Here is an 18,271-nt window from a genome sequence, read left to right as displayed (position 1 = left end):
GTATGCCAAGTTATAGAGTTCATTTAGTCGGTGGCCTGCTCACTTATTTAGGAATTTTACACGTTATCAAGCACGTTGAGCCATCAATTCATACGATTTTTCAAGGATTAGTTTTTTGTTTACTCGGAGCTTTGTTTCCAGATATTGACGTCAAGAGCAAAGGGCAAAAGGTATTTTATACTCTTTTGCTTTTCTTTTTAATCTATCTTGTAGCTGTGCAAAGATACTGTCTATTTGTCACCGTGAGTTTCTTAGGAATTATTCCAATTCTCGTTCGACATCGTGGCATCTTCCATCACATTTGGTTTCTGCTCGCTATTGCGTTTGGCGCAACGTTGTGCGTGAAATCAATGTGTGGTAGCTACGAACAAGTCATGATCAACAACTGCTGGTTTTTCTTTGCAGGATCAGTCTCTCATGTGGTCTTAGATCGTACTGTCTCTCGATTGAAACGATACTTTTCATAATTATTTTCTAATTTTTGAAAACAACAACGCAACTGAAAAGTTAACCAAATAACCTGCTACCAACGTTGGAATCACGCCATTAATTGGCCAGAAGGCTGCGGTAAATCCACCAGCTAAAAGTCCAGCAAGAGCTCCGTTGCGCGTTAAGCTGTTTGAATACAGACTTAAAATAACAATAGGACCAAAGGTTGATCCAAGTCCAGCCCAAGCATACAGAACTAAATCCAACACCGTAAATGTTTCATTCCATGCAATCAGAAGTGAAAGTGTTGGGATGATAAATAATGCCAATCGGGTAAATAGCATGCGCTGCTTTTCTGTTCCATTTGGGTTAAAGAGTGGAAAATAAAGATCTTGCGAAATCAGTGATGCACAAATTAAAGATTGAATATTAATCGTTGATACAGTTGCAGCAAGCACTGAGCATAAAATAAATCCTGCTATAAACGGCGTGAAAAGCTGTTTAACCATAACGATAAAGACAAGTTGTGGACTTGTAAGCGTTGGAAATAACATTGCCTTACCAACGATACCGACTAAAACAGCAGAGCTGAGTGCTAAAATTTGCCAGGTGCAGCCAACAATTTTTGCTTTAAAGAGATTTTTTGGGTCATTGATACCCATGAAGTTAATTAAAATGTGCGGTTGGCCAAAATATCCAGGACCCCATCGTAAAATTGAAAGTATGACAGCCATGACGCCGCCAGTTGGCCACAATGAAAAATACTGCGGACCAAATAAATGCAAAGAGTTGTTCAGTTGTGCAAAGCCACCAAGCTTGACGTTGATAGCATACAGCGGAACAAACATGATGCATGTAAGCAGAAAAGTTCCTTGAAGTAGATTGCTCCATGCTACAGCTAGAAGGCCGCCAAGCAGCGTGTAAATGAGCGATAAGCCTAAACCTAAAAATATTCCTTGATGGTAAGGCACTTCGAAAATAGTTTCAAAGACTCGTCCGAGTCCGACCACTCCTGCAGCAATATAAAATGTGAAAAAATAAAGAGAGAGAAATCCACTAACAATTTTGATAAGTTTGCTTTGATCGTTTAATTTTTTTTCAAAAAACGATGAAAGCGACATAACGTTGTATTGCTCTGTTTGTCTGCGAATTGCTGGAGCAATAAAGGTCCATGTTAAAAACATAAAAGCTGCAAGGCCGAATGCGAACCATGCGCCAGAAAGTCCAACAACATAGATGAGTCCTGGAAATCCCATAAAAAGCCAGTCACTCATATCACTTGCTTGCGCAGTGATTGCTGTGAGCCAATAATTTAAAGATCGATTTCCTGAAGAAAATTCTGCAGCGCTCTGCGTTTTTCTATAAAAATAAATTCCAATTCCTAAAAGAATGGAAAAATAAAGACAAAATGCTGCAAACATGGCATCAAACATAAAATTCCTTTTCAAAATGAAACATGTTTTTCAGTCTATCAAAAGATTGTCATTGTTGAAAGTTTGTCTGATTTTTAAGTGAGCATCTGCAATCTACAGGTTGATCTTTACGCCTGCAGAATTGTTTGACAAGGGTTATTGGTCGTGATATTGTTGCATTCATAAAATTATTGTTCGTTTCTGTGGAGGAGTAAAATATGTCTTATACAATTAGATCGTTACAAGATATAAAGATAGCCGTTAATTCATTAAATGTTTTGCTTGATAGTGTAATGGCAGAACAATTTCCTTTAGGGGATCTTTTGCTTGAAATGCGAAATGTTGGCCTAGCTCAAGGTGGCTTAACAAGGCTCGCAGAATCTAGCGCAATAGAACGTCAGGCCTTGCAAAAAATATTGTCTCCTCATGGTAATCCAACATTAATTAGCTTTATAAATATTGTTAGAGCTTTAGGTTTAACAATTAAGTTTGAAAAGGAAAATAATTATGTATCACAGCGTTCTCTACGTTCTTTTGCAAGTTCTAATGAAATTTTATTATCGGAATGGCATTCAGTTTTTAATAATGATTTAACGCCAGATGATGTTGCAATAGCAAGTCAGAGAAGGGTATGGTGGCAGTGTAAAAACAATACTGATCATGCTTGGATAGCTAGTGTTGCTGCTAGATCGAACAATAATCGCAATTGTCCCTATTGTGCTCGGCAAAAACTTGCTCCTTCAAACTCTTTCGCCGCAACTCATCCTCACTTAATAGATGAATGGAATGATGTACAAAATTTGAGCTTGAAGCCATCAGATGTAATGGCAGGAAGCAATAAAAAAGTTTGGTGGAAGTGTAAGCAAAATCATGAATGGTTGGCTATGATTAGGAGCAGAGCTCTTGGATTCGGTTGTCCTGTGTGTTCTGGAGGTTCTAGAACAAATAAAAACAATGAAAACGAATCAGCTTTAGGTTGTTAAAATTAGCACTGGGGTTTTAGGGCAAATATGAATATAAAAGATAAAAAATTTTTACCAGAAACTCATCCTGCAGTAGCAGTGCAATGGGATTTTGAAAACAATGATGGGAAAACGCCAGATCAATTTACGGCTGGTAGCAACAAGAGAGTTAATTGGATTTGTGATAAGGGTCATAGATATTTAACTAAAATTTGTCATAGAACTTATTATGATAGTGGTTGTCCTTACTGTTCTGGAAAAAAATTAGTTAAGGAGCGTTCATTTGGTTTTAAGTTTCCCAAATTGGCAGAAGAGTTTGATCTAATAAAAAATGTACCACATACTCCAGATACTATTTTTTCATCATCACAAAATAAATATTATTGGACATGTGTTATTGATTCTACCCATAGTTGGGAATCTACAACAGATAATCGTATCAAAGGAAACGGGTGCCCTATTTGTGTCAATAGGGGTGATAAAATAATTAAGGAAAAGTCTTTTGGCGGTCTGTTTCCAAATCTTGTAGAAGAATGGGATCAGGAGCTTAATTTAAAAACTCCTTATGATTATGCTCCTTTTTCAAATAAATCTGTTTTTTGGATTTGCAAAATAAATAAACAACATAAGTGGTCAGTTGTTATTAGTCATAGATCAAATGGTACAGGGTGTCCATTTTGTAGTGGAAATAAGGTTTCTGAGTCATACAATTTACTAGTATCTTATCCGGAAGTTGCGGCTGAATTACATCCTAGTATGAATGGCCTATTACTTGCAAAGGATGTTTCTCCCGGTAGTGCTAATCCATTATATTGGCAATGCCAAAAGGATTTGACTCATGTGTGGAAAGCTTCGCCGTATAACAGAACGAAACGCAATGCTGGTTGTTCGCATTGTATTTCGGGTTGGACGGTTGAAAAAATTCGAGCATTTATATTGTCTCTTTTGCCTTATGTGCAAACATTAGGACCAGCAGAGTGTTATAAATTGTTACGGCATACTGGAGTGTTAAAGGCTCAGGGCAAAAGTGAATCGTTTATTAAAAATTTTATTGCAGGCAAAATCCCATTTGAAGAGCTTGAACTTGCGGTAAATGATCCAGTAAAATTTGATGAATTGATAACAAATTCACAAAATACAACGATAGATGATCCTGATAATCTGAAAGTTATCAGTGAACTAGATGTTGCAACATCAGCGAAGAATTTACCTATTGTTGAAACAAAAGATATTCTTGCTTCTTTGAGTGGCCAATCTAAGTTCTTGGCTAGTGCTGATGCAGAGACGATTGATTTTTTTATTAAGAGTCAAGCTGGAAAAATTTGGTGCCATGCTTTTTATGATGAGAAAAAAGCTTTGGAGCAACTTGATCAATATGCAAGTGAAGAAGAGTATCCAAAACAAGTTACTAAAATGTTTTCTGAAGCGTATCGTGGAGCAAAAAGTCTTGAAATCCCTGCTGGGTATAGTCGAACTGATTATCAGCCAAATCTTATGCAGCGTTATATTGCTGATCAAATAAAAGCTAAAAAACGATTTGGTAATTGGTCTGGTACTGGTGCTGGGAAAACATTATCAGCAATCTTGGCTAGTCGAGTGATTGAGGCAAAATTGACAGTGATTCTTTGTCCGAACAATGTAATCGAAACTTGGAAAGAAGATATTCAGGCTGCATATCCAGACAGTATGATCTACACTCATGAGTCTCTTGTACATATGCCAAAAAATGTTTTGCATGCTTATTTAATTATGAATTATGATTTTTTTCAGCAACGAAATTCAGAAGAAAAAGTGAAGCAATTGGTCGATCGTTATTCAATTGATTTTATTGTTATTGATGAAATTCACTATACGAAGCAACGCCATGAAAAGATTACTTCAAAAAGAAAAAGGGTGATATGGAGCTTTTTATCAACGCTTTCTCAGAGAAATTTAAATTTATCAGTTCTTGGTATGTCTGCTACTCCTGTTATCAATAATTTGCTTGAAGGCAGAACGCTTATTGAATTAATAACAGGTGAAATTCATGATGACCTAGATACAAAAGCAACTTTTTCTAATTGTGTAGACCTATATGCAAAGTTTGTACGATATGGCATTCGTTATATGCCAAATTATGATATCCAATTTAATTTGACATTGGAGCCTGTTGATTGCAGCGCCTTTCTTCTTGAAATAAGAAAGGGCATGCCTGTCATTGAGCTTGAAGCTGTCCTTACGAAAGCAAAGCTGCCGTTTATTCTTAAGAATCTGAAACGAAGACCATCGTTTATACGCATTATCGAGCTAGTGGGATAGAACAGATGTTGTTAGATGCAATACGGCAAGATGGTTGGGAAAAGGTTGTGTTGTTCAATGGCGAAACTAAGGATGGATTAAAACAATTTGTTGAAGGTGATGCAGATATTTTGATTGCATCGAGTTGTATTGGTACGGGAATAAATAAACTGCAAAATGTGTGCTCTAGAATCATTATAAATTGTTTACCCTGGACTAGCGCAGAATATCGACAACTTTTTGGAAGAATTTACAGACCGGGGCAAAAAGAAAAATTTATTGATGTTATTATCCCTCTTACCTTTGCTGAAATTAATGGAGTTCGTTGGTCATGGTGTGAAACTCGCTGGAAGCGAATTGAGTTTAAAAAAGGCATAGCTGATGCTGCAGTTGATGGAATAATCCCAGAGGGTCAGCTAAGAAGTTTTGCGCAGGCATATAATGATTGCATGAAATGGCTTGATCAAGCAAAGCAAGGAATCGTTTATGAAATAGAACGTTCCAAAAACATGTCTGTTTTGTCGAGTGATATTGAGCAGGTAGCTTTAAGAAGAATTAGTAATTTTACAAGAATGAATCAACGGATTAATGCACAAACAAGTGAGCAGACTCATCAGCGGTTTATGGAAAACCCACAGGATTTACATAAATATCATGAGGCATATCGTGAAGTAAGAAAGAAATGGGAAGTGATTCCTTACGAAGAAGCGGTTAGATGGATTACAAAACGGCCACATTGGACGGTTGGCGATTTTGGGTGCGGAGAAGCTTTACTGGCTCAAAAAGTTATTAATAAAATTTACTCATTCGATCATATAGCCATCAATGACAACGTCATCCCTTGTGATATATCCAATGTGCCATTATCAGGTGCAACGTTAGATGCTGCTGTTTTTTCTTTATCGTTAATGGGAACGAATTACGTCGATTATCTCAAAGAAGCAAATCGTTGCTTAAAATTGGACGGTCATTTGTGGATCGCGGAACCAACGTCAAGAATTGTAGATATAAACCAGTTTAAAGATTTGCTATATCGTTTAGGTTTTGACATAAGAAGCACGGAACAGAAAGGGGATTTTACAATTATTGTAGCTATGAAATCATCAAGAAAAATGAATGATGCTATGCTTGATAGTATGAATTATAAAGAAATTTTAAATTAAAAAGGGGTGAGCGTGGCACTTGGTTTTTTAGATAACTCAATAATAAAAAATTTGAGAAAAGATAATGGTTCGTTTAATCCGCCGATGATAACATTCATATTGAAAAAAATAGAGAAGTATGAAATTTTTGATTTTTTACTTACGGATAAGTTATTTTTAGAAATAATTCATGAAGGGCAATTGCGAAATAAAATTGTCCGAGGCCATAAAGAATTAATTGTTAAGAAACAAGTGGAACTGTTTAATCAAATTATTACTTTGGCAGAATATATAACATTTTTTGATGATTTTTTTAATAAACAATTTAGACAAAAACTTCCTCAATCTTGTTTGTATAATTTGACTATTGATATATTGCATGTTTGTCCATTTGCTCCAGAATTTCAAAGTTTTCAGGAAGATGTTCTTGCGATGGCATCTAATCTTGCAAATGATCAACAAGCATATGACTATTTTATAAAAAGTCTGGTTGCTGACTCTGTTATTAGGTATTCAACATCTCTTATTAATTCAAAAGCTAAACAAAGTTCAGTTATTAACATAGGTGATATTTTTTCAATTTTGCTAAAAGCATACAATTCTGTGGAGCTTTTGCGACATGAAATGCTTCCTTTTATGACAGAGTTGAAATATAGCCTTGATCAAGACCGCGAATTTCTCAAATCTGTGAAAAGTAAACAGAATAAGGGAAGACTTCTTCGTATAGAAGATGATTTTGTTGATTCAGAATTAGCGCCATTCTTTGTTTATGGAGCTCGAGTAGAGAATGGTAATTATCCAGTAATTGTGATTACGGGCGACAAAAATAAAGAAGAGATACGAGAACGATTAGATTATTATGCAGCTGGAATTCTGAAAGTTAGTAATCAACAGTTATTTTATTCGGATTATTTTAAGCTTGCATCTTGTGATGGCAAAGTGATAATAGTTGATTGTGAAACATATCAAACAGTGTCCGTATCTATACATGAAGTTTTTAATTCAACAAAAACTTCATTGGGTCCCCGGGTCGAGCACGAGGACGAAGAGGGGGAAGATAAAGCTTTTTGAAGAGTCGAAAATAAAGCTTTTTGAAGAGTAGAAAATAATTTAAAAGCCAGTCGCTACTCTTTAATCAGCTGTTACTCTTCAAAAAAGATTGCTTACATAAATTTTACAATCCAAATAAATTCTTGGTTGTTTGCGCTGTGACTTCCATAACTTTTTCTAAAGGTTCGTTTCGTAGCTCAGCCACAAACTCTGCAATGGTTTTAATCTGAGCGGGTGTATTTGGTTTTCCGCGAATAATTTGTGGTGGCAAAAATGGCGCATCTGTTTCAAAAATAATTTTCTCAAGAGGAATCGATTTTGCGACATCTCGTAAAATTTTATTTTTAGGATAGGTAACGGTGCCACCAACTCCCAAGACAAAACCTAAATCGATATATTTTTGGGCGTAGTTTTCATCTGATGAAAAACAATGAATCGTGCCTTTAAGATTTGGTTCATTTTTATACTGCGCAAGTACTTGATATGTTTCTTGGTCTGCGTCACGGCTATGAACAATTAAAGCAAGATTGTTTTCCAGAGCGAGTTGTATTTGCTCGTGAAAAACGTCTTGCTGACGCTCAAGATCGTAATCTGGATAATGTTTATCAATACCACATTCACCAATACCAACAATTTTTAAATCTTTTTTTTGCACAAGTAAATGTTTAAATTTTTGAATGGTGAGCGGCCAAACTTCATCTGCATCATTTGGATGAAGCCCAATAGTTGCAAAGCAATTTTCGAAATGTTTTGCAATTTCAATGCACAGTAAACTTTCAACTAAATTGGTGCCAACGTTGATAACAATTTCAACTTGATTGTCTTTGGCTTGGTCCAAAATATTTTTGCAAACTTCTATTTCTTGAGGTGTTAAAGGTTTAAATTGATCATTTTTTGAAAAATCACGGAACATAAGGTTCATGTGGCAGTGTGTTTCAATTAGCATAGAAAGCCTCTTTAATTAAAAATTTTAAGGTTCATTTAAGGTTCTGTGTAGAATTATTTGACAAACAGCTAAATAAATTTACTCTAGTTTACAGAAACTATCAAAGTTTAGCAGATAAGCAGTGTTCCATTATATGTACGTGTAAGGAGACCTTATGAACAAGACCAAATTAATCGACGCTTTAAGCGAAGAAACGACCTTTAGCAAAAAAGATATTGCTCGTGTTTTAGACTCATTAGTTCGTGTTATCGAACGATGTCTAAAAAAAGGTGAAAAAGTATCAATCACAGGCTTCGGAAGCTTCTGGATTTCAGAGCGTTCAGCTCGCAAAGGAATCAATCCAGCAACAAAACAAAAAATCAACATTCCGAGCGTAACTGTACCTAAATTTAAAGCTGGCAAAAACCTACGTGAAGTAGTGCGCAAAGTTCAATTTTAATAAGGTAGTAAGGTTAGATTGAATTTATTTCGCCTTGCAAAATAGTTATCCATTGTAAGGTCGCACAGTTTTCTGTTCGACCTTATTCTTTTGTTGAAATTTCATATTAAACCCATCAAACATTTCTATTATTTGGAGTCTTTACGTGATTGATTTAGCAGAACTTCGAAAAAATCCACAGCAGTTTACACAAGAAGTTTTAAAAAAAGATCCTTCTTTCAACATTTCTTTGCTGATATCTTTAGATATTCAATTTCGACAACTTTCCCAAGAAGTCGAACTGCTCAGAAAAGAAAAAAATGATCTTGCTAAAAATATTACCGGAGCTGTTTCTCCAGAAGTTCGTCAGCGTTCTATTGAAATTGGAAAACAGCTAAAAGAGCAAGAGCAAGTGCTTACAAGCCTGGAAAAAGATTTTTCAGAACTCTATCTTGCTTGCCCAAATATTATGCATGAAATAGTTCCCGTTGGCGGCAAACTTCAAAATAAAGAAGTTCGTACCATAGGATCTAAAGCAGATTTTGATTTTACTCCAAAAGATCACGTGACTTTAGGAAATGATCTTGGTTGGTTTGATTTTTCTACAGCTGCAAAAATTGCTGGCTCTAACTTTGCTTTGTACAAAGGCGACGCTGTTAAATTAATGTACGCATTGACTCGCTTGATGATGCAAAATAACGTTAAGCATGGCTTTGAACCAATTCTACCTCCTTATTTAGTTAACACAAAATCACTTGAAGCATCAGGTCAATTGCCAAAATTTGCTGATGGTGTTTATAAAATTGAAAACGAAGATTTATATCTTATTCCGACATCAGAAGTAAGTTTGTTAAATTACTATCGTGACAATATTTTTGAACCAAACGATTTGCCAAAGCGTTTAACATCATGGACCAGCTGTTTCCGTCGTGAAGCTGGAACATACGGTTCTGCAGAGCGTGGTTTAATTCGCATTCATCAATTCGAAAAAGTCGAATTAGTTTCTTTTACGAAGCCTGAAAATTCTTACGATGAACTTGAACGCATGATTGCGTGTGGTGAAGATATTTTAAAACAGCTTGGGCTCCACTATCGTGTGATGCTCCTTGCTGCGCAAGATTGTTCTTTCCAGGCTGCTATGACGTATGATCTTGAAGTATGGATGCCTGGTCAAGGCAGCTACTACGAAGTGTCATCAGCAAGTAACTGCACCGATTTTCAATCACGTCGTGCAAAAATTCGCTATCGTGACCAAGTTGGTGGTAAAACAGAATACGCACATACATTAAACGCATCTTCACTGGCTCTTCCTCGTTTGATGGTAGCGCTTATGGAAACCTATCAACAAAAAGATGGATCAATCAAATTACCTGAGTGTTTATTGCAGCAAGGATGGTAGTTTATGATTTCGGCAGACATAGCTCAAAAAGTTAAAGAGTTAGAAATTCATACGCGACGTATTTTGAGCGGATCAAATATTGGTGGTTTCAAGTCACGACAAAAAGGATTTGGCTTTGAATTTGATCAGCTTAGATCGTATCAGTATGGAGATGATGTTCGTTTAATTGATTGGAAAAGTTCTGCGCGCACTCCTGATAATCTTTTAGTTCGACAATACTTTGAAGAACGCAATCGAACATTTATGATCTGCCTTGATGTTTCCTGCTCAACTTATTTTGGTTCTGGTGACGTTTTAAAACAAGATGTCATGAAACAAATTGCCGGAGTTTTATCACTTGCTGCCGAGTGGGGCAAGGATAAAGTTGGTTTAATTATTTTTTCAGATCAGGTTGAAAAAGTAATCCCTCCTGCTAGGGGCTCAAAGCACGTTCAAAAATTACTTACAGAGCTATTTTCTTATAAGCAGACTGGTAAAAAAACTGATTTAAATGTATTATTTGATTATGTGGCATCTCGCGTTGCAAAACGATCGGTCGTTTTTGTAATTTCAGATTTTATAGCTGACGACTTTGAAAAAACATTGAAAAAAACTTTGTTTGATAAAGAAGTAATTGCAATCTCTTGTCATGACAAGCAAGAAGAAAAAATGAGCGATGTTGGACTTGTTTGGATGCAGGATAGTGAATCTGGCAGTCTGGTACTGGTAAATACTGCGAGTAATAAAAAATTAGGTATTATCAGTGGCTTGCAACAACGTTTGCAAGATCAAAAAAAAATATTGAAAAAATCAGGTGTTGATCTATTGAGCTTGCAAGCTCAAGGTCAGTTTATGCATGAATTGATCATGTTTTTTCAAAAACGAATGATGTAGAAAATTTTGTAGGAAATAAAAAATGAGCGCTGGAAAAAGTGGACTTGTTGACGTGTATGGTGTTTGGTATCACCCTTGGTGGCATACATCGTACTTTTATTTTTTTATAGGAACAGTGTGTTTTTTATTGGTGCTGGCACTTGTTTTTTGTTTCAAGAAATATTTTTGGGGTAAGCAAAAAATATCTTTTAAGCAAGTCGCTTTGCAGGATTTATATCGCCTGCAGTCGCAAACGTATGTTTCAGACGAAGCAATTCATGAAGCATATTTTCGAGTTACTATGATTTTAAAAATTTATTTATCAAAGCGTTTTAATATTTCTTTGCTTGATAAAACAGATACAGAAGTTGCGCAGCAGTTGCATGGAGTTGTTTCTGAGAGCCTACAGGCGCTGCTCAAAGAATTTTTTGAGCGATCATTTCAAATTAAATTTGCTTACGACTCAGTATCCGAGCAAATGTTGAAAGATGATATTGAATTTGCGCAAAAAATTGTTCATGAAACAAGTGTTGAATTACCAGTAACGGAGAAGCGTTGAGTTATCAATTTTCCAAGCTACAACATGTGTATATTCACTGGCCGTTTTGCCCTTACAAATGCCATTTTTGTGATTTTGTTGCGATGGCATCACATGAACAATTTATGAAAGATTATCATATTGCACTCAAACGAGAAATTGAACTTTTTGAGCCGTACGCAGGGCCCAAGGAGCGCTTGCAGACTATCTATTTTGGGGGTGGAACACCAAGCACCTATCCTGCTGAGTTGCTACTTGACACGTTTGCTATACTAAAAACTCATTTTATTTTTGATGAAAAAACTGAGGTAACTATAGAAGTGAATCCTAGTACTGTAACGCAAGATTTGCTACGTGTATGGCATGAAGTTGGGATTAATCGATTGAGCATCGGCGTACAAAGTTTAAAAGATATAGTTTTAAAATCATTGAATCGTCATCAAACGGCACTTGATGTGTACGCAGTGCTTCGTGACGCTTCAAAATATTTTGAAAATGTGTCGGTTGATTTTATTTTAGGATTGCCGGGCGTCAGCGATGATGAATGGAAAGTTATGATTCAAGAGGCGATGAACTGGCCGATCAAACATATTTCTATTTATTTTTTGATGGTGCAAGAAGATACGCCTTTATATTTTAAAGTAAAAACAAAAAAAATGACTCTGCCTCCAGATGATGCAACTGTTGATTTGTATGACTGGACCGTTGATACATTAAAAGAACATGGTTTTGATCGTTATGAATTATCAAATTTTGCAAAGCCTGGATTTGAGTCACGTCACAATAGTGCGTATTGGGACAGAAAATCATATAAAGGTTTCGGGCTAGGAGCTTGCTCTTTTAACGGAACTGTTAGATTTCAAAATGGAAAAAATTTGGGTGCGTATCTTGCCAAGATGGCAGGGGACCAGTGTCCCATTGAAGAGGTTGAGTATTTGACTCAACAACAAATTTCTTTGGAAAAAATTATGTTGGGGTTGCGTCAGCGCAAAGGATTGCTGATTGCTGATTATGTGCTCGAGGCAACCGATAAACAAAAAGATCATTTTTTCAAAGGGGTGACTCAGCTGCAAGAGGGTGGGTTTCTTGAAGAGTCTCAAGGAGTAATTCGTTTAACTCCAAAAGGATATGCTCTTGAAAACGAAGTAACGCTTCGTTTGTTTTCTGAATTGTAGAAGAAATAAAATTATTAAATTATTAATCGTTAGGTCGGAAAGGTTTTTGTTATGGCAAAACATGTAGGGGTAAAACTTCCTGAAGAATTGTATGAATTGTTAAAAAAAGGAAGATGCGTTGCTGTTTTAGCGACATTTTCAGATAAAGGCGTGCCGCACACAACGCCTATTCAAGTTATGTATCCAAAAGGTTATGAAAGCATTTTGCTTTCAATTAATAAAAGTCATCAAGGCTACCTTAACATGGTTTGGCAAAAAAAAGTGATGATCTGTTTTATGGAAGAAGGCAATATTGCGTATAGCATTTTAGGTCGTGCGGGCGTGGTCCGTGCCCCTTCTATGGTGCATCCTTTAATGAACGTGGTTCATATTGATATTATCGATATCAAATCAGATTGTTCAGTATTAACCAAAGTTGATTCTGGTGTTCGTTGGAGCTATACTTCCTGGGAAGCAGAGGAATTATCTGTAGCATTGTTTAATGAATTAAAAGAAGTTTCAAAAACTTTATAATCAAAGTCAAAAAAAAGGAGTTTTCATGGGGTTGCTGCGTAACGTTTTGTTTGCTTGTGGTTTTGTTTTAATAGGTCATAACCATATGGTGTATTCATCTTTAGATGCACTTATTTCAAGCCTTGATGAAAAAGGAGCTTCCCCAGCGGTAGCGAAAGCTCCAACTCCAGAAATGCCAATATCTATTGAACCAAAAATGCCAATACTAGTTGAACCGAAGGCGGCTGGTTTAATTGAGCCGAAGACGGTTAGTTTAATCGAGCCAACGGCGGCTGGTTCAATCGAGCCGAAGGTAATGCCGACATCTATGCCAATTGTTCATGTAGGAATGCCAAGCGTTGCTCCAGAACCGGCTGTCTCGCAAGCTATACATTCAGTACCGGCGACAGTGCAACCGGCTGAGCAGCAAGCACAGTTAGAGATAGTTGATGTGCATGCAACATCATCAGCGGGACTTGACACGTTAAATATTGATTCTGCTGGTAATTGGCTTGAAAAAAGAATTTGGTATAAAAAAGCTGAGCTATTATTTGAAGAAATTCGTGCCAATGTTCAAAAAGCATCTGATGTACGTATGCAGTTTATAAATGAAGTAAATGGTACTGGTAAAAAAATTGATGAGTTTTATGAAACAGTCAGTTTTCAAAAAGGCCAAATTGATGAATTATTAAAGGCTGTTTTGCAAGATTTTGATAGTGCAGCAGAGCAGCGCGGCGGCGATCTTTCTTCAAATGAACGTGCTTTAAAAGCTAAAGTACAAGCAGAACAAAAACAGATAGAAGCAATTGGAAAAGATGTTGAATTAATCGGTGCGCTTGATGAGCAGATTGATAAAACAATGATGAAAGCTTTCAAAGAAATTGACACTTGTCGAGGACTTGAAACGCGCTCATGGAATAATTTCAAAGATATTGGAAATGAGCTCGACGATAAAAAAGCTCGGGTTTTATACTATGAAATGGAAAATTTTCATAAAAACATTGAACAAAAAATGACCTACTTGCAAACGAACTTACTTCCATATTTGCAATCGCAATTAATTAGTAAAGTTGATGCAACCATTTCTCAAATTAAAAGTTCAGTCAGTAGCCTTGACCAAAAAGGACTGAGCCTTCAAACGTTGCTCGAAAAAGATGAGCAGGGCGATCTGCTTATTTTAAAGCAGCGAGAATCTGAAATAGAAAAAACTGTAGAAGGTTCTTGGGAGCAGCAGAAGGCTAAAGAAGCAAAAGAATTAAAAGATCTTAAGAAGAAACAACGAGAAGCTGCAGCACAAAATACATGGTATCATCGCATAGCTTCGACTTTATTTGAGTACTCTCAAACAGCGTGGATTAAGGTAAAAGATTGGGCTGTTATTGTAGGTTGCTGTGTAAAATGTCTTGTTTGTAAGATTCAAGAAATGATCTGTCGATTGATGGGATATTAAAACTATTCTTTTTCGTTGAAAATATCACTGCATTTGATAATCTATTCAACGACTTTGCCGAAGTGGTGGAACTGGTAGACACGCAGCCTTGAGGTGGCTGTGAGAGAAATCTTATGGGGGTTCGAGTCCCTCCTTCGGCACCAGCTTTCGCGTAAAGCTTCAGCTGGGACGCCCATAACTGAATGCCCAAAGCATTAATCGAAGAAATAAATTTGAAATGTAAGCGAAAGCTGTCCGCCATAGTAAAAGAGCGTAGCGAAATACGAAGGCTGGACAATAAAAAAACAAACAAATAAATTTGTTTGTCATCTGCAAGATAGCGTCAGTCAATTGAAAAAAGAGTATTTTTAAATCACTGTTTCTGGAGAGAACATTATGAATCATTCATTTCAAAAGGCCCTAACTTCTGGGTTTTCACTGTGGATCATTTTTGCAATAGCAACAACCGGTTACCTGTATCGATACGGTCAAAAAGATATTCGTTTCGGGATTGATTTGGTAGGTGGAACATACATCACTCTTGAAGTACAAGAAGATGACATCGTCAAAAATTATTTAAATGACAAAATCCGTGGATTTGAATCCCTGTTAAAAAGTTCTCATCTTGAGTTAGATGGTAAACCGATGATCACTGATGATACATTGGTTTTTAGATTTAATTCGCCAAATGTATCACGCGAAGCAGAAAGCTTATTTCGAGCGGAAGAAAAATATTTAAAATATGCAATTGAAGGATCAAACTTAAAAGTTTCGATTGCTGATTCTGTACTTTCACATTTGATCACAGAAGCTGTTGAAGCAAACATTGAAATTTTACGAAGCCGTTTTGCAAGTTTGAGTGAAATTCGTATCAGCAAACAAGGCGCAAAACAAATCGTTGTTGAATTACCTGACGTCAGTGATCCTCATCAAGCAAAAATGATGATCGGAAAATCTGCGGTCTTAGAATTCAAATTAGTTGAAGATAGCGCAGGAAGCAGAGAAGCGCTTTTAAGCAAATATGATCATGAATTACCAGAAGGAACTATGATTCTTCCTGGACAACGCCGCGGCGGTTTGGGTGATGAAAAAACATACTATCTATTGCCAACATACTCACCAGTATCTGGAAAATATTTCAAAACAGCTAAAACTGATTTCGGTGGACAATTCGGAACAGATTTAGTGGTAAGCTTTGAATTTGATGAAGAAGGCGGAAAACGCTTCCATGAATTAACAAGCGAAAACATTGGAAAAACTTTAGCAATTGTTCTTGATGATGAAGTTATTCAAGCTGCAACGATCCAGTCTGCGATTGGTTCAAAAGGACAAATTACAGGAAATCATAAAGCTGAAGAAGCAAGTTCGCTTGCAAAATTGCTCAAATCTGGAGCATTCAAAGCAAAAGTTAACTTTATTGAAGAGCGTCAAATCGGGCCCACACTTGGTCAACAAGCAATTAAACAAGGTTTGATGTCATGCGTTATCGGATTAATGTTATTGCTGATATTTGGTGTATTTTACTATCGTATGTCTGGCGTATTCTCATTTTTCACATTGGTGTATAACTTGATTCTTTTATTAATGTTTATGTCGCTGATGAGAGCAACGTTAACACTTCCTGGTATTGCCGGAATGATTTTAACCGTTGGTATGGCGATCGACTGCTCGATTTTAATTTACGAACGTATTAAAGAAGCGTTGAAAGAGGGTCTTTCGATTTCAGCTGCCGTTGAAGATGGATTTTCTGAAGCATTGTGGGTTATTTTAGATTCAAACATCACAACGTTTATCGTAGCAACTGTTCTGTTCTATTTTGGAACTGGACCGATCAAAGGTTTTGCGGTTACGATGATGATTGGTATCATTACCACACTTGTGACTGGCTTGTTTTTCCTAAAATCATTATTTAAATTTTATTTACGTGTTTTTAATGTACAAAAACTAAGTATTTAGTATAATATTTTTTATCTTAAGTCTTTAATGATCCTCGCAGTCTGCGGGGATCATTCTTGAAATCTCTAGGTTGGCGACGTAGCTCAGTTGGTTAGAGCGGCAGAATCATAATCTGTAGGTCCGGGGTTCGAATCCCTGCGTCGCTACCATTTTTTAAACCCATTCCTTTTAATTCAATTTTTCATAAGATTGATTTCAGAATCTTTTTTTAGTAAGAACAATTCATATATTATTTTTTTACAAAGATAAAAAAGGAAAGTTCTTATGACAAAACGATCGAAATTATTAATTATTTTTGCTTTAGCCTTTACGGGCTTGCAAGGTGTACCATCATTGGCAGATGTTTTCGATATTGTAAGTGTTGTTAAATTTGCTAAAGCGAATACTCCAGCAGCTGGAACGCCACCAGCTACAGTACCAGTGATAGTGCCACCAACGGCTACACAGCCATCAGCACCAACTGTTACTCCAACTCCAGCTCCAACTCCAGCTCCAACTCCAACTCCAGCTCCAACTCCAGCTCCAGCAGCAAAAGTAAATCCACTTTCTTACACATCTTTGGCACAACATAAAACATTAAGTGGACTGCTAAAAGTATTAAACGCTAGTATTACAGTAGGAGCGCAAACGGCAACATTTTCTAAGTTCTCACCGTCTGGAAACTATCCAGCATATTTAAACTTTCTTATTGGTAGATTTGGTGGATTTGCTTTTTTTAGTAATCCATGGGGCGCGTCCTATTCAATTGCTGCTGATTTGACAACTGTTGTTAAGGATGTCGATTGGTCAAAAGGTGTTACATTTCTTCCTCTTGCTTTTGATTCAGCAGGCAACTTTGTCCCTCATTTGGGTAAAGCAGAAACGATAGATCCTTATTTGTTTGTATATGATTCAAATGGCGCTTTATTGGGAGTGAAGCATACTCCTATGACTAGAGCAACACCTGGTGTAGGAGCTACTGTGACTAGTGGTGTTGACTACGGAGTAGCATCATCTACAGCTATTGAATATACACAATATCCAGCAGTTTTCACACTAACAGGACCACAAACAAGTGTTTTATTAACATCTTTATCTAAATTACCTCTTACTGCTCCGTCAGGTACTTCTTCTTTGACAAGTGTCATAAATGCAGCTGGAGCAAAATTGGATCCGCAAGTGACATTGTCGACATCGACAGGAAGCTTTACAGCCTCTGCTTCAACTACTATGCCGACATTTGTAAATATAAATTGTGGAGATTGGGGATATCCATTTATATGGAATCCTTGGGTTAAAAATCCTACGCCAGTTGCTGCAGATTTGATTGCATCTGGATATTTTACAAGCGTTGATTGGACAAAAGGTGTTACATGGGTAATGCTTGGATTTGATGCAAATAACAATTTGATGTTTGACCTGACTTTAACACCTCCTACAAATTTTTATCTGTTTTTATATAATAGTACTACAGGAGCTCCTTTAGTATCAGGTGGAATTCCAATTACTAATCAAGTAAATATAAGTGGTGCAACGTCTCCTAAATTAACAAATACTTTTGCATTTGGTTATGCTCCTGTAGCGACAAACCCTACTCCTCCTTCTTCTCCTTATCCTGCAGCTCTTACGCTTACTGGAACGTCCGTAGCTCCAGCGTCTTATAATCCTGGTGGAATTGGTACATTTGGGGGTGTTCTCTAATTTCCTTTGTAACCATGTACTAAACAAATAAGCAACTCTTGAATTATCAAGCCTGGAATTTATTCTGGGCTTGATTTTTTTGTGCTTTTTTGTGTTGATAAGTACTAGAGAAAA

Annotated in this window: 16 protein-coding genes and 2 tRNA genes; 16 read left to right on the top strand and 2 right to left on the bottom strand. The window is 36.6% G+C overall.

Going from position 1 to position 18,271, the window contains the following annotated elements; all coding sequences use genetic code 11:
* Positions 1-2: 2 nt before the first annotated feature.
* Positions 3-467: a metal-dependent hydrolase gene (locus WC747_02975; protein ID MFA5998952.1), complete on the top strand. Its 465-nt coding sequence runs from the start codon at positions 3-5 to the stop codon at positions 465-467.
* Here WC747_02975 and WC747_02970 read toward each other — a convergent pair whose 3' ends face one another.
* Complete coding sequence (locus WC747_02970; protein MFA5998951.1) at positions 468-1,862, bottom strand: sodium/proline symporter; 1,395 nt, start codon at positions 1,860-1,862, stop codon at positions 468-470.
* 197 nt (positions 1,863-2,059) lie between these two features.
* Between WC747_02970 and WC747_02965 the strand changes: the two genes are divergently transcribed.
* The 4 genes from WC747_02965 to WC747_02950 are packed head-to-tail and all read left to right on the top strand — an operon-like array spanning position 2,060 to position 7,293.
* Complete coding sequence (locus WC747_02965; protein ID MFA5998950.1) at positions 2,060-2,824, top strand: zinc-ribbon domain-containing protein; 765 nt, start codon at positions 2,060-2,062, stop codon at positions 2,822-2,824.
* 27 nt (positions 2,825-2,851) lie between these two features.
* Complete coding sequence (locus WC747_02960; GenBank protein MFA5998949.1) at positions 2,852-5,101, top strand: zinc-ribbon domain-containing protein; 2,250 nt, start codon at positions 2,852-2,854, stop codon at positions 5,099-5,101.
* Positions 5,102-5,106: 5 nt separating this feature from the next.
* Positions 5,107-6,243: a helicase-related protein gene (locus tag WC747_02955; GenBank protein MFA5998948.1), complete on the top strand. Its 1,137-nt coding sequence runs from the start codon at positions 5,107-5,109 to the stop codon at positions 6,241-6,243.
* Positions 6,244-6,255: 12 nt separating this feature from the next.
* A complete protein-coding gene (locus tag WC747_02950) occupies positions 6,256-7,293 on the top strand; it encodes a hypothetical protein (protein MFA5998947.1) in 1,038 nt (345 codons plus the stop codon).
* Between the two features lie 103 nt (positions 7,294-7,396).
* Here the strand turns inward: WC747_02950 and WC747_02945 are convergent, their stop codons facing one another.
* The gene (locus WC747_02945) at positions 7,397-8,218 is read right to left on the bottom strand and encodes a TatD family hydrolase (GenBank protein ID MFA5998946.1); all 822 of its coding nucleotides are present in this window, start codon (positions 8,216-8,218) and stop codon (positions 7,397-7,399) included.
* A 154-nt stretch (positions 8,219-8,372) separates the two neighbouring features.
* On the opposite strand from WC747_02945, the gene WC747_02940 reads away from it, so the two are divergent.
* The 11 genes from WC747_02940 to WC747_02890 all read left to right on the top strand — a co-directional run bounded on the left by WC747_02940 (position 8,373) and on the right by WC747_02890 (position 18,157).
* Entirely contained in the window at positions 8,373-8,657 is a 285-nt protein-coding gene (locus WC747_02940; GenBank protein MFA5998945.1) for an HU family DNA-binding protein, read from the top strand.
* 145 nt (positions 8,658-8,802) lie between these two features.
* A complete protein-coding gene (gene serS / locus WC747_02935; GenBank protein MFA5998944.1) occupies positions 8,803-10,035 on the top strand; it encodes a serine--tRNA ligase in 1,233 nt (410 codons plus the stop codon).
* 3 nt (positions 10,036-10,038) lie between these two features.
* Complete coding sequence (locus tag WC747_02930) at positions 10,039-10,908, top strand: DUF58 domain-containing protein (protein MFA5998943.1); 870 nt, start codon at positions 10,039-10,041, stop codon at positions 10,906-10,908.
* 22 nt (positions 10,909-10,930) lie between these two features.
* Positions 10,931-11,446 (top strand): hypothetical protein, encoded by a 516-nt coding sequence (locus WC747_02925; protein MFA5998942.1) that lies wholly within the window; start codon positions 10,931-10,933, stop codon positions 11,444-11,446.
* Positions 11,443-12,600 (top strand): radical SAM family heme chaperone HemW, encoded by a 1,158-nt coding sequence (gene hemW / locus WC747_02920; GenBank protein ID MFA5998941.1) that lies wholly within the window; start codon positions 11,443-11,445, stop codon positions 12,598-12,600. Before WC747_02925 ends, hemW begins: the two co-directional genes overlap by 4 nt.
* A 51-nt stretch (positions 12,601-12,651) precedes the next feature.
* Positions 12,652-13,113 carry a pyridoxamine 5'-phosphate oxidase family protein gene (locus WC747_02915; GenBank protein ID MFA5998940.1) on the top strand — a complete coding sequence of 154 codons (462 nt, stop codon included), beginning with the start codon at positions 12,652-12,654 and terminating at the stop codon, positions 13,111-13,113.
* Between the two features lie 25 nt (positions 13,114-13,138).
* Positions 13,139-14,542, top strand: coding sequence for a hypothetical protein (locus WC747_02910; protein MFA5998939.1), 1,404 nt, complete (start codon positions 13,139-13,141; stop codon positions 14,540-14,542).
* Positions 14,543-14,598: 56 nt separating this feature from the next.
* Positions 14,599-14,685 (top strand) — tRNA-Leu (locus WC747_02905).
* 232 nt (positions 14,686-14,917) lie between these two features.
* Entirely contained in the window at positions 14,918-16,477 is a 1,560-nt protein-coding gene (secD, locus tag WC747_02900; GenBank protein ID MFA5998938.1) for a protein translocase subunit SecD, read from the top strand.
* Between the two features lie 72 nt (positions 16,478-16,549).
* Positions 16,550-16,626, top strand: a tRNA-Met gene (locus tag WC747_02895).
* A gap of 115 nt (positions 16,627-16,741) precedes the next feature.
* The gene (locus WC747_02890) at positions 16,742-18,157 is read left to right on the top strand and encodes a hypothetical protein (GenBank protein MFA5998937.1); all 1,416 of its coding nucleotides are present in this window, start codon (positions 16,742-16,744) and stop codon (positions 18,155-18,157) included.
* The last annotated feature ends 114 nt before the right edge of the window (positions 18,158-18,271 follow it).

Source organism: Candidatus Babeliales bacterium, from assembly GCA_041660205.1.
Classification (GTDB): Bacteria; Babelota; Babeliae; order Babelales; family Chromulinivoraceae; genus JACPFN01.
This window is presented reverse-complemented; position numbering and strand designations above follow the sequence as displayed.

Coding starts and splice junctions, on each gene's coding strand:
- WC747_02945 (MFA5998946.1), bottom strand. CDS start 8,218: ATGCTAATTGAAACACACTGCCACATGAACCTTATGTTCCGTGATTTT.
- WC747_02910 (MFA5998939.1), top strand. CDS start 13,139: ATGGGGTTGCTGCGTAACGTTTTGTTTGCTTGTGGTTTTGTTTTAATA.
- WC747_02930 (MFA5998943.1), top strand. CDS start 10,039: ATGATTTCGGCAGACATAGCTCAAAAAGTTAAAGAGTTAGAAATTCAT.
- WC747_02965 (MFA5998950.1), top strand. CDS start 2,060: ATGTCTTATACAATTAGATCGTTACAAGATATAAAGATAGCCGTTAAT.
- WC747_02925 (MFA5998942.1), top strand. CDS start 10,931: ATGAGCGCTGGAAAAAGTGGACTTGTTGACGTGTATGGTGTTTGGTAT.
- WC747_02940 (MFA5998945.1), top strand. CDS start 8,373: ATGAACAAGACCAAATTAATCGACGCTTTAAGCGAAGAAACGACCTTT.
- WC747_02890 (MFA5998937.1), top strand. CDS start 16,742: ATGACAAAACGATCGAAATTATTAATTATTTTTGCTTTAGCCTTTACG.
- secD (MFA5998938.1), top strand. CDS start 14,918: ATGAATCATTCATTTCAAAAGGCCCTAACTTCTGGGTTTTCACTGTGG.
- WC747_02970 (MFA5998951.1), bottom strand. CDS start 1,862: ATGTTTGATGCCATGTTTGCAGCATTTTGTCTTTATTTTTCCATTCTT.
- WC747_02960 (MFA5998949.1), top strand. CDS start 2,852: ATGAATATAAAAGATAAAAAATTTTTACCAGAAACTCATCCTGCAGTA.
- WC747_02915 (MFA5998940.1), top strand. CDS start 12,652: ATGGCAAAACATGTAGGGGTAAAACTTCCTGAAGAATTGTATGAATTG.
- WC747_02955 (MFA5998948.1), top strand. CDS start 5,107: ATGTTGTTAGATGCAATACGGCAAGATGGTTGGGAAAAGGTTGTGTTG.
- WC747_02975 (MFA5998952.1), top strand. CDS start 3: ATGCCAAGTTATAGAGTTCATTTAGTCGGTGGCCTGCTCACTTATTTA.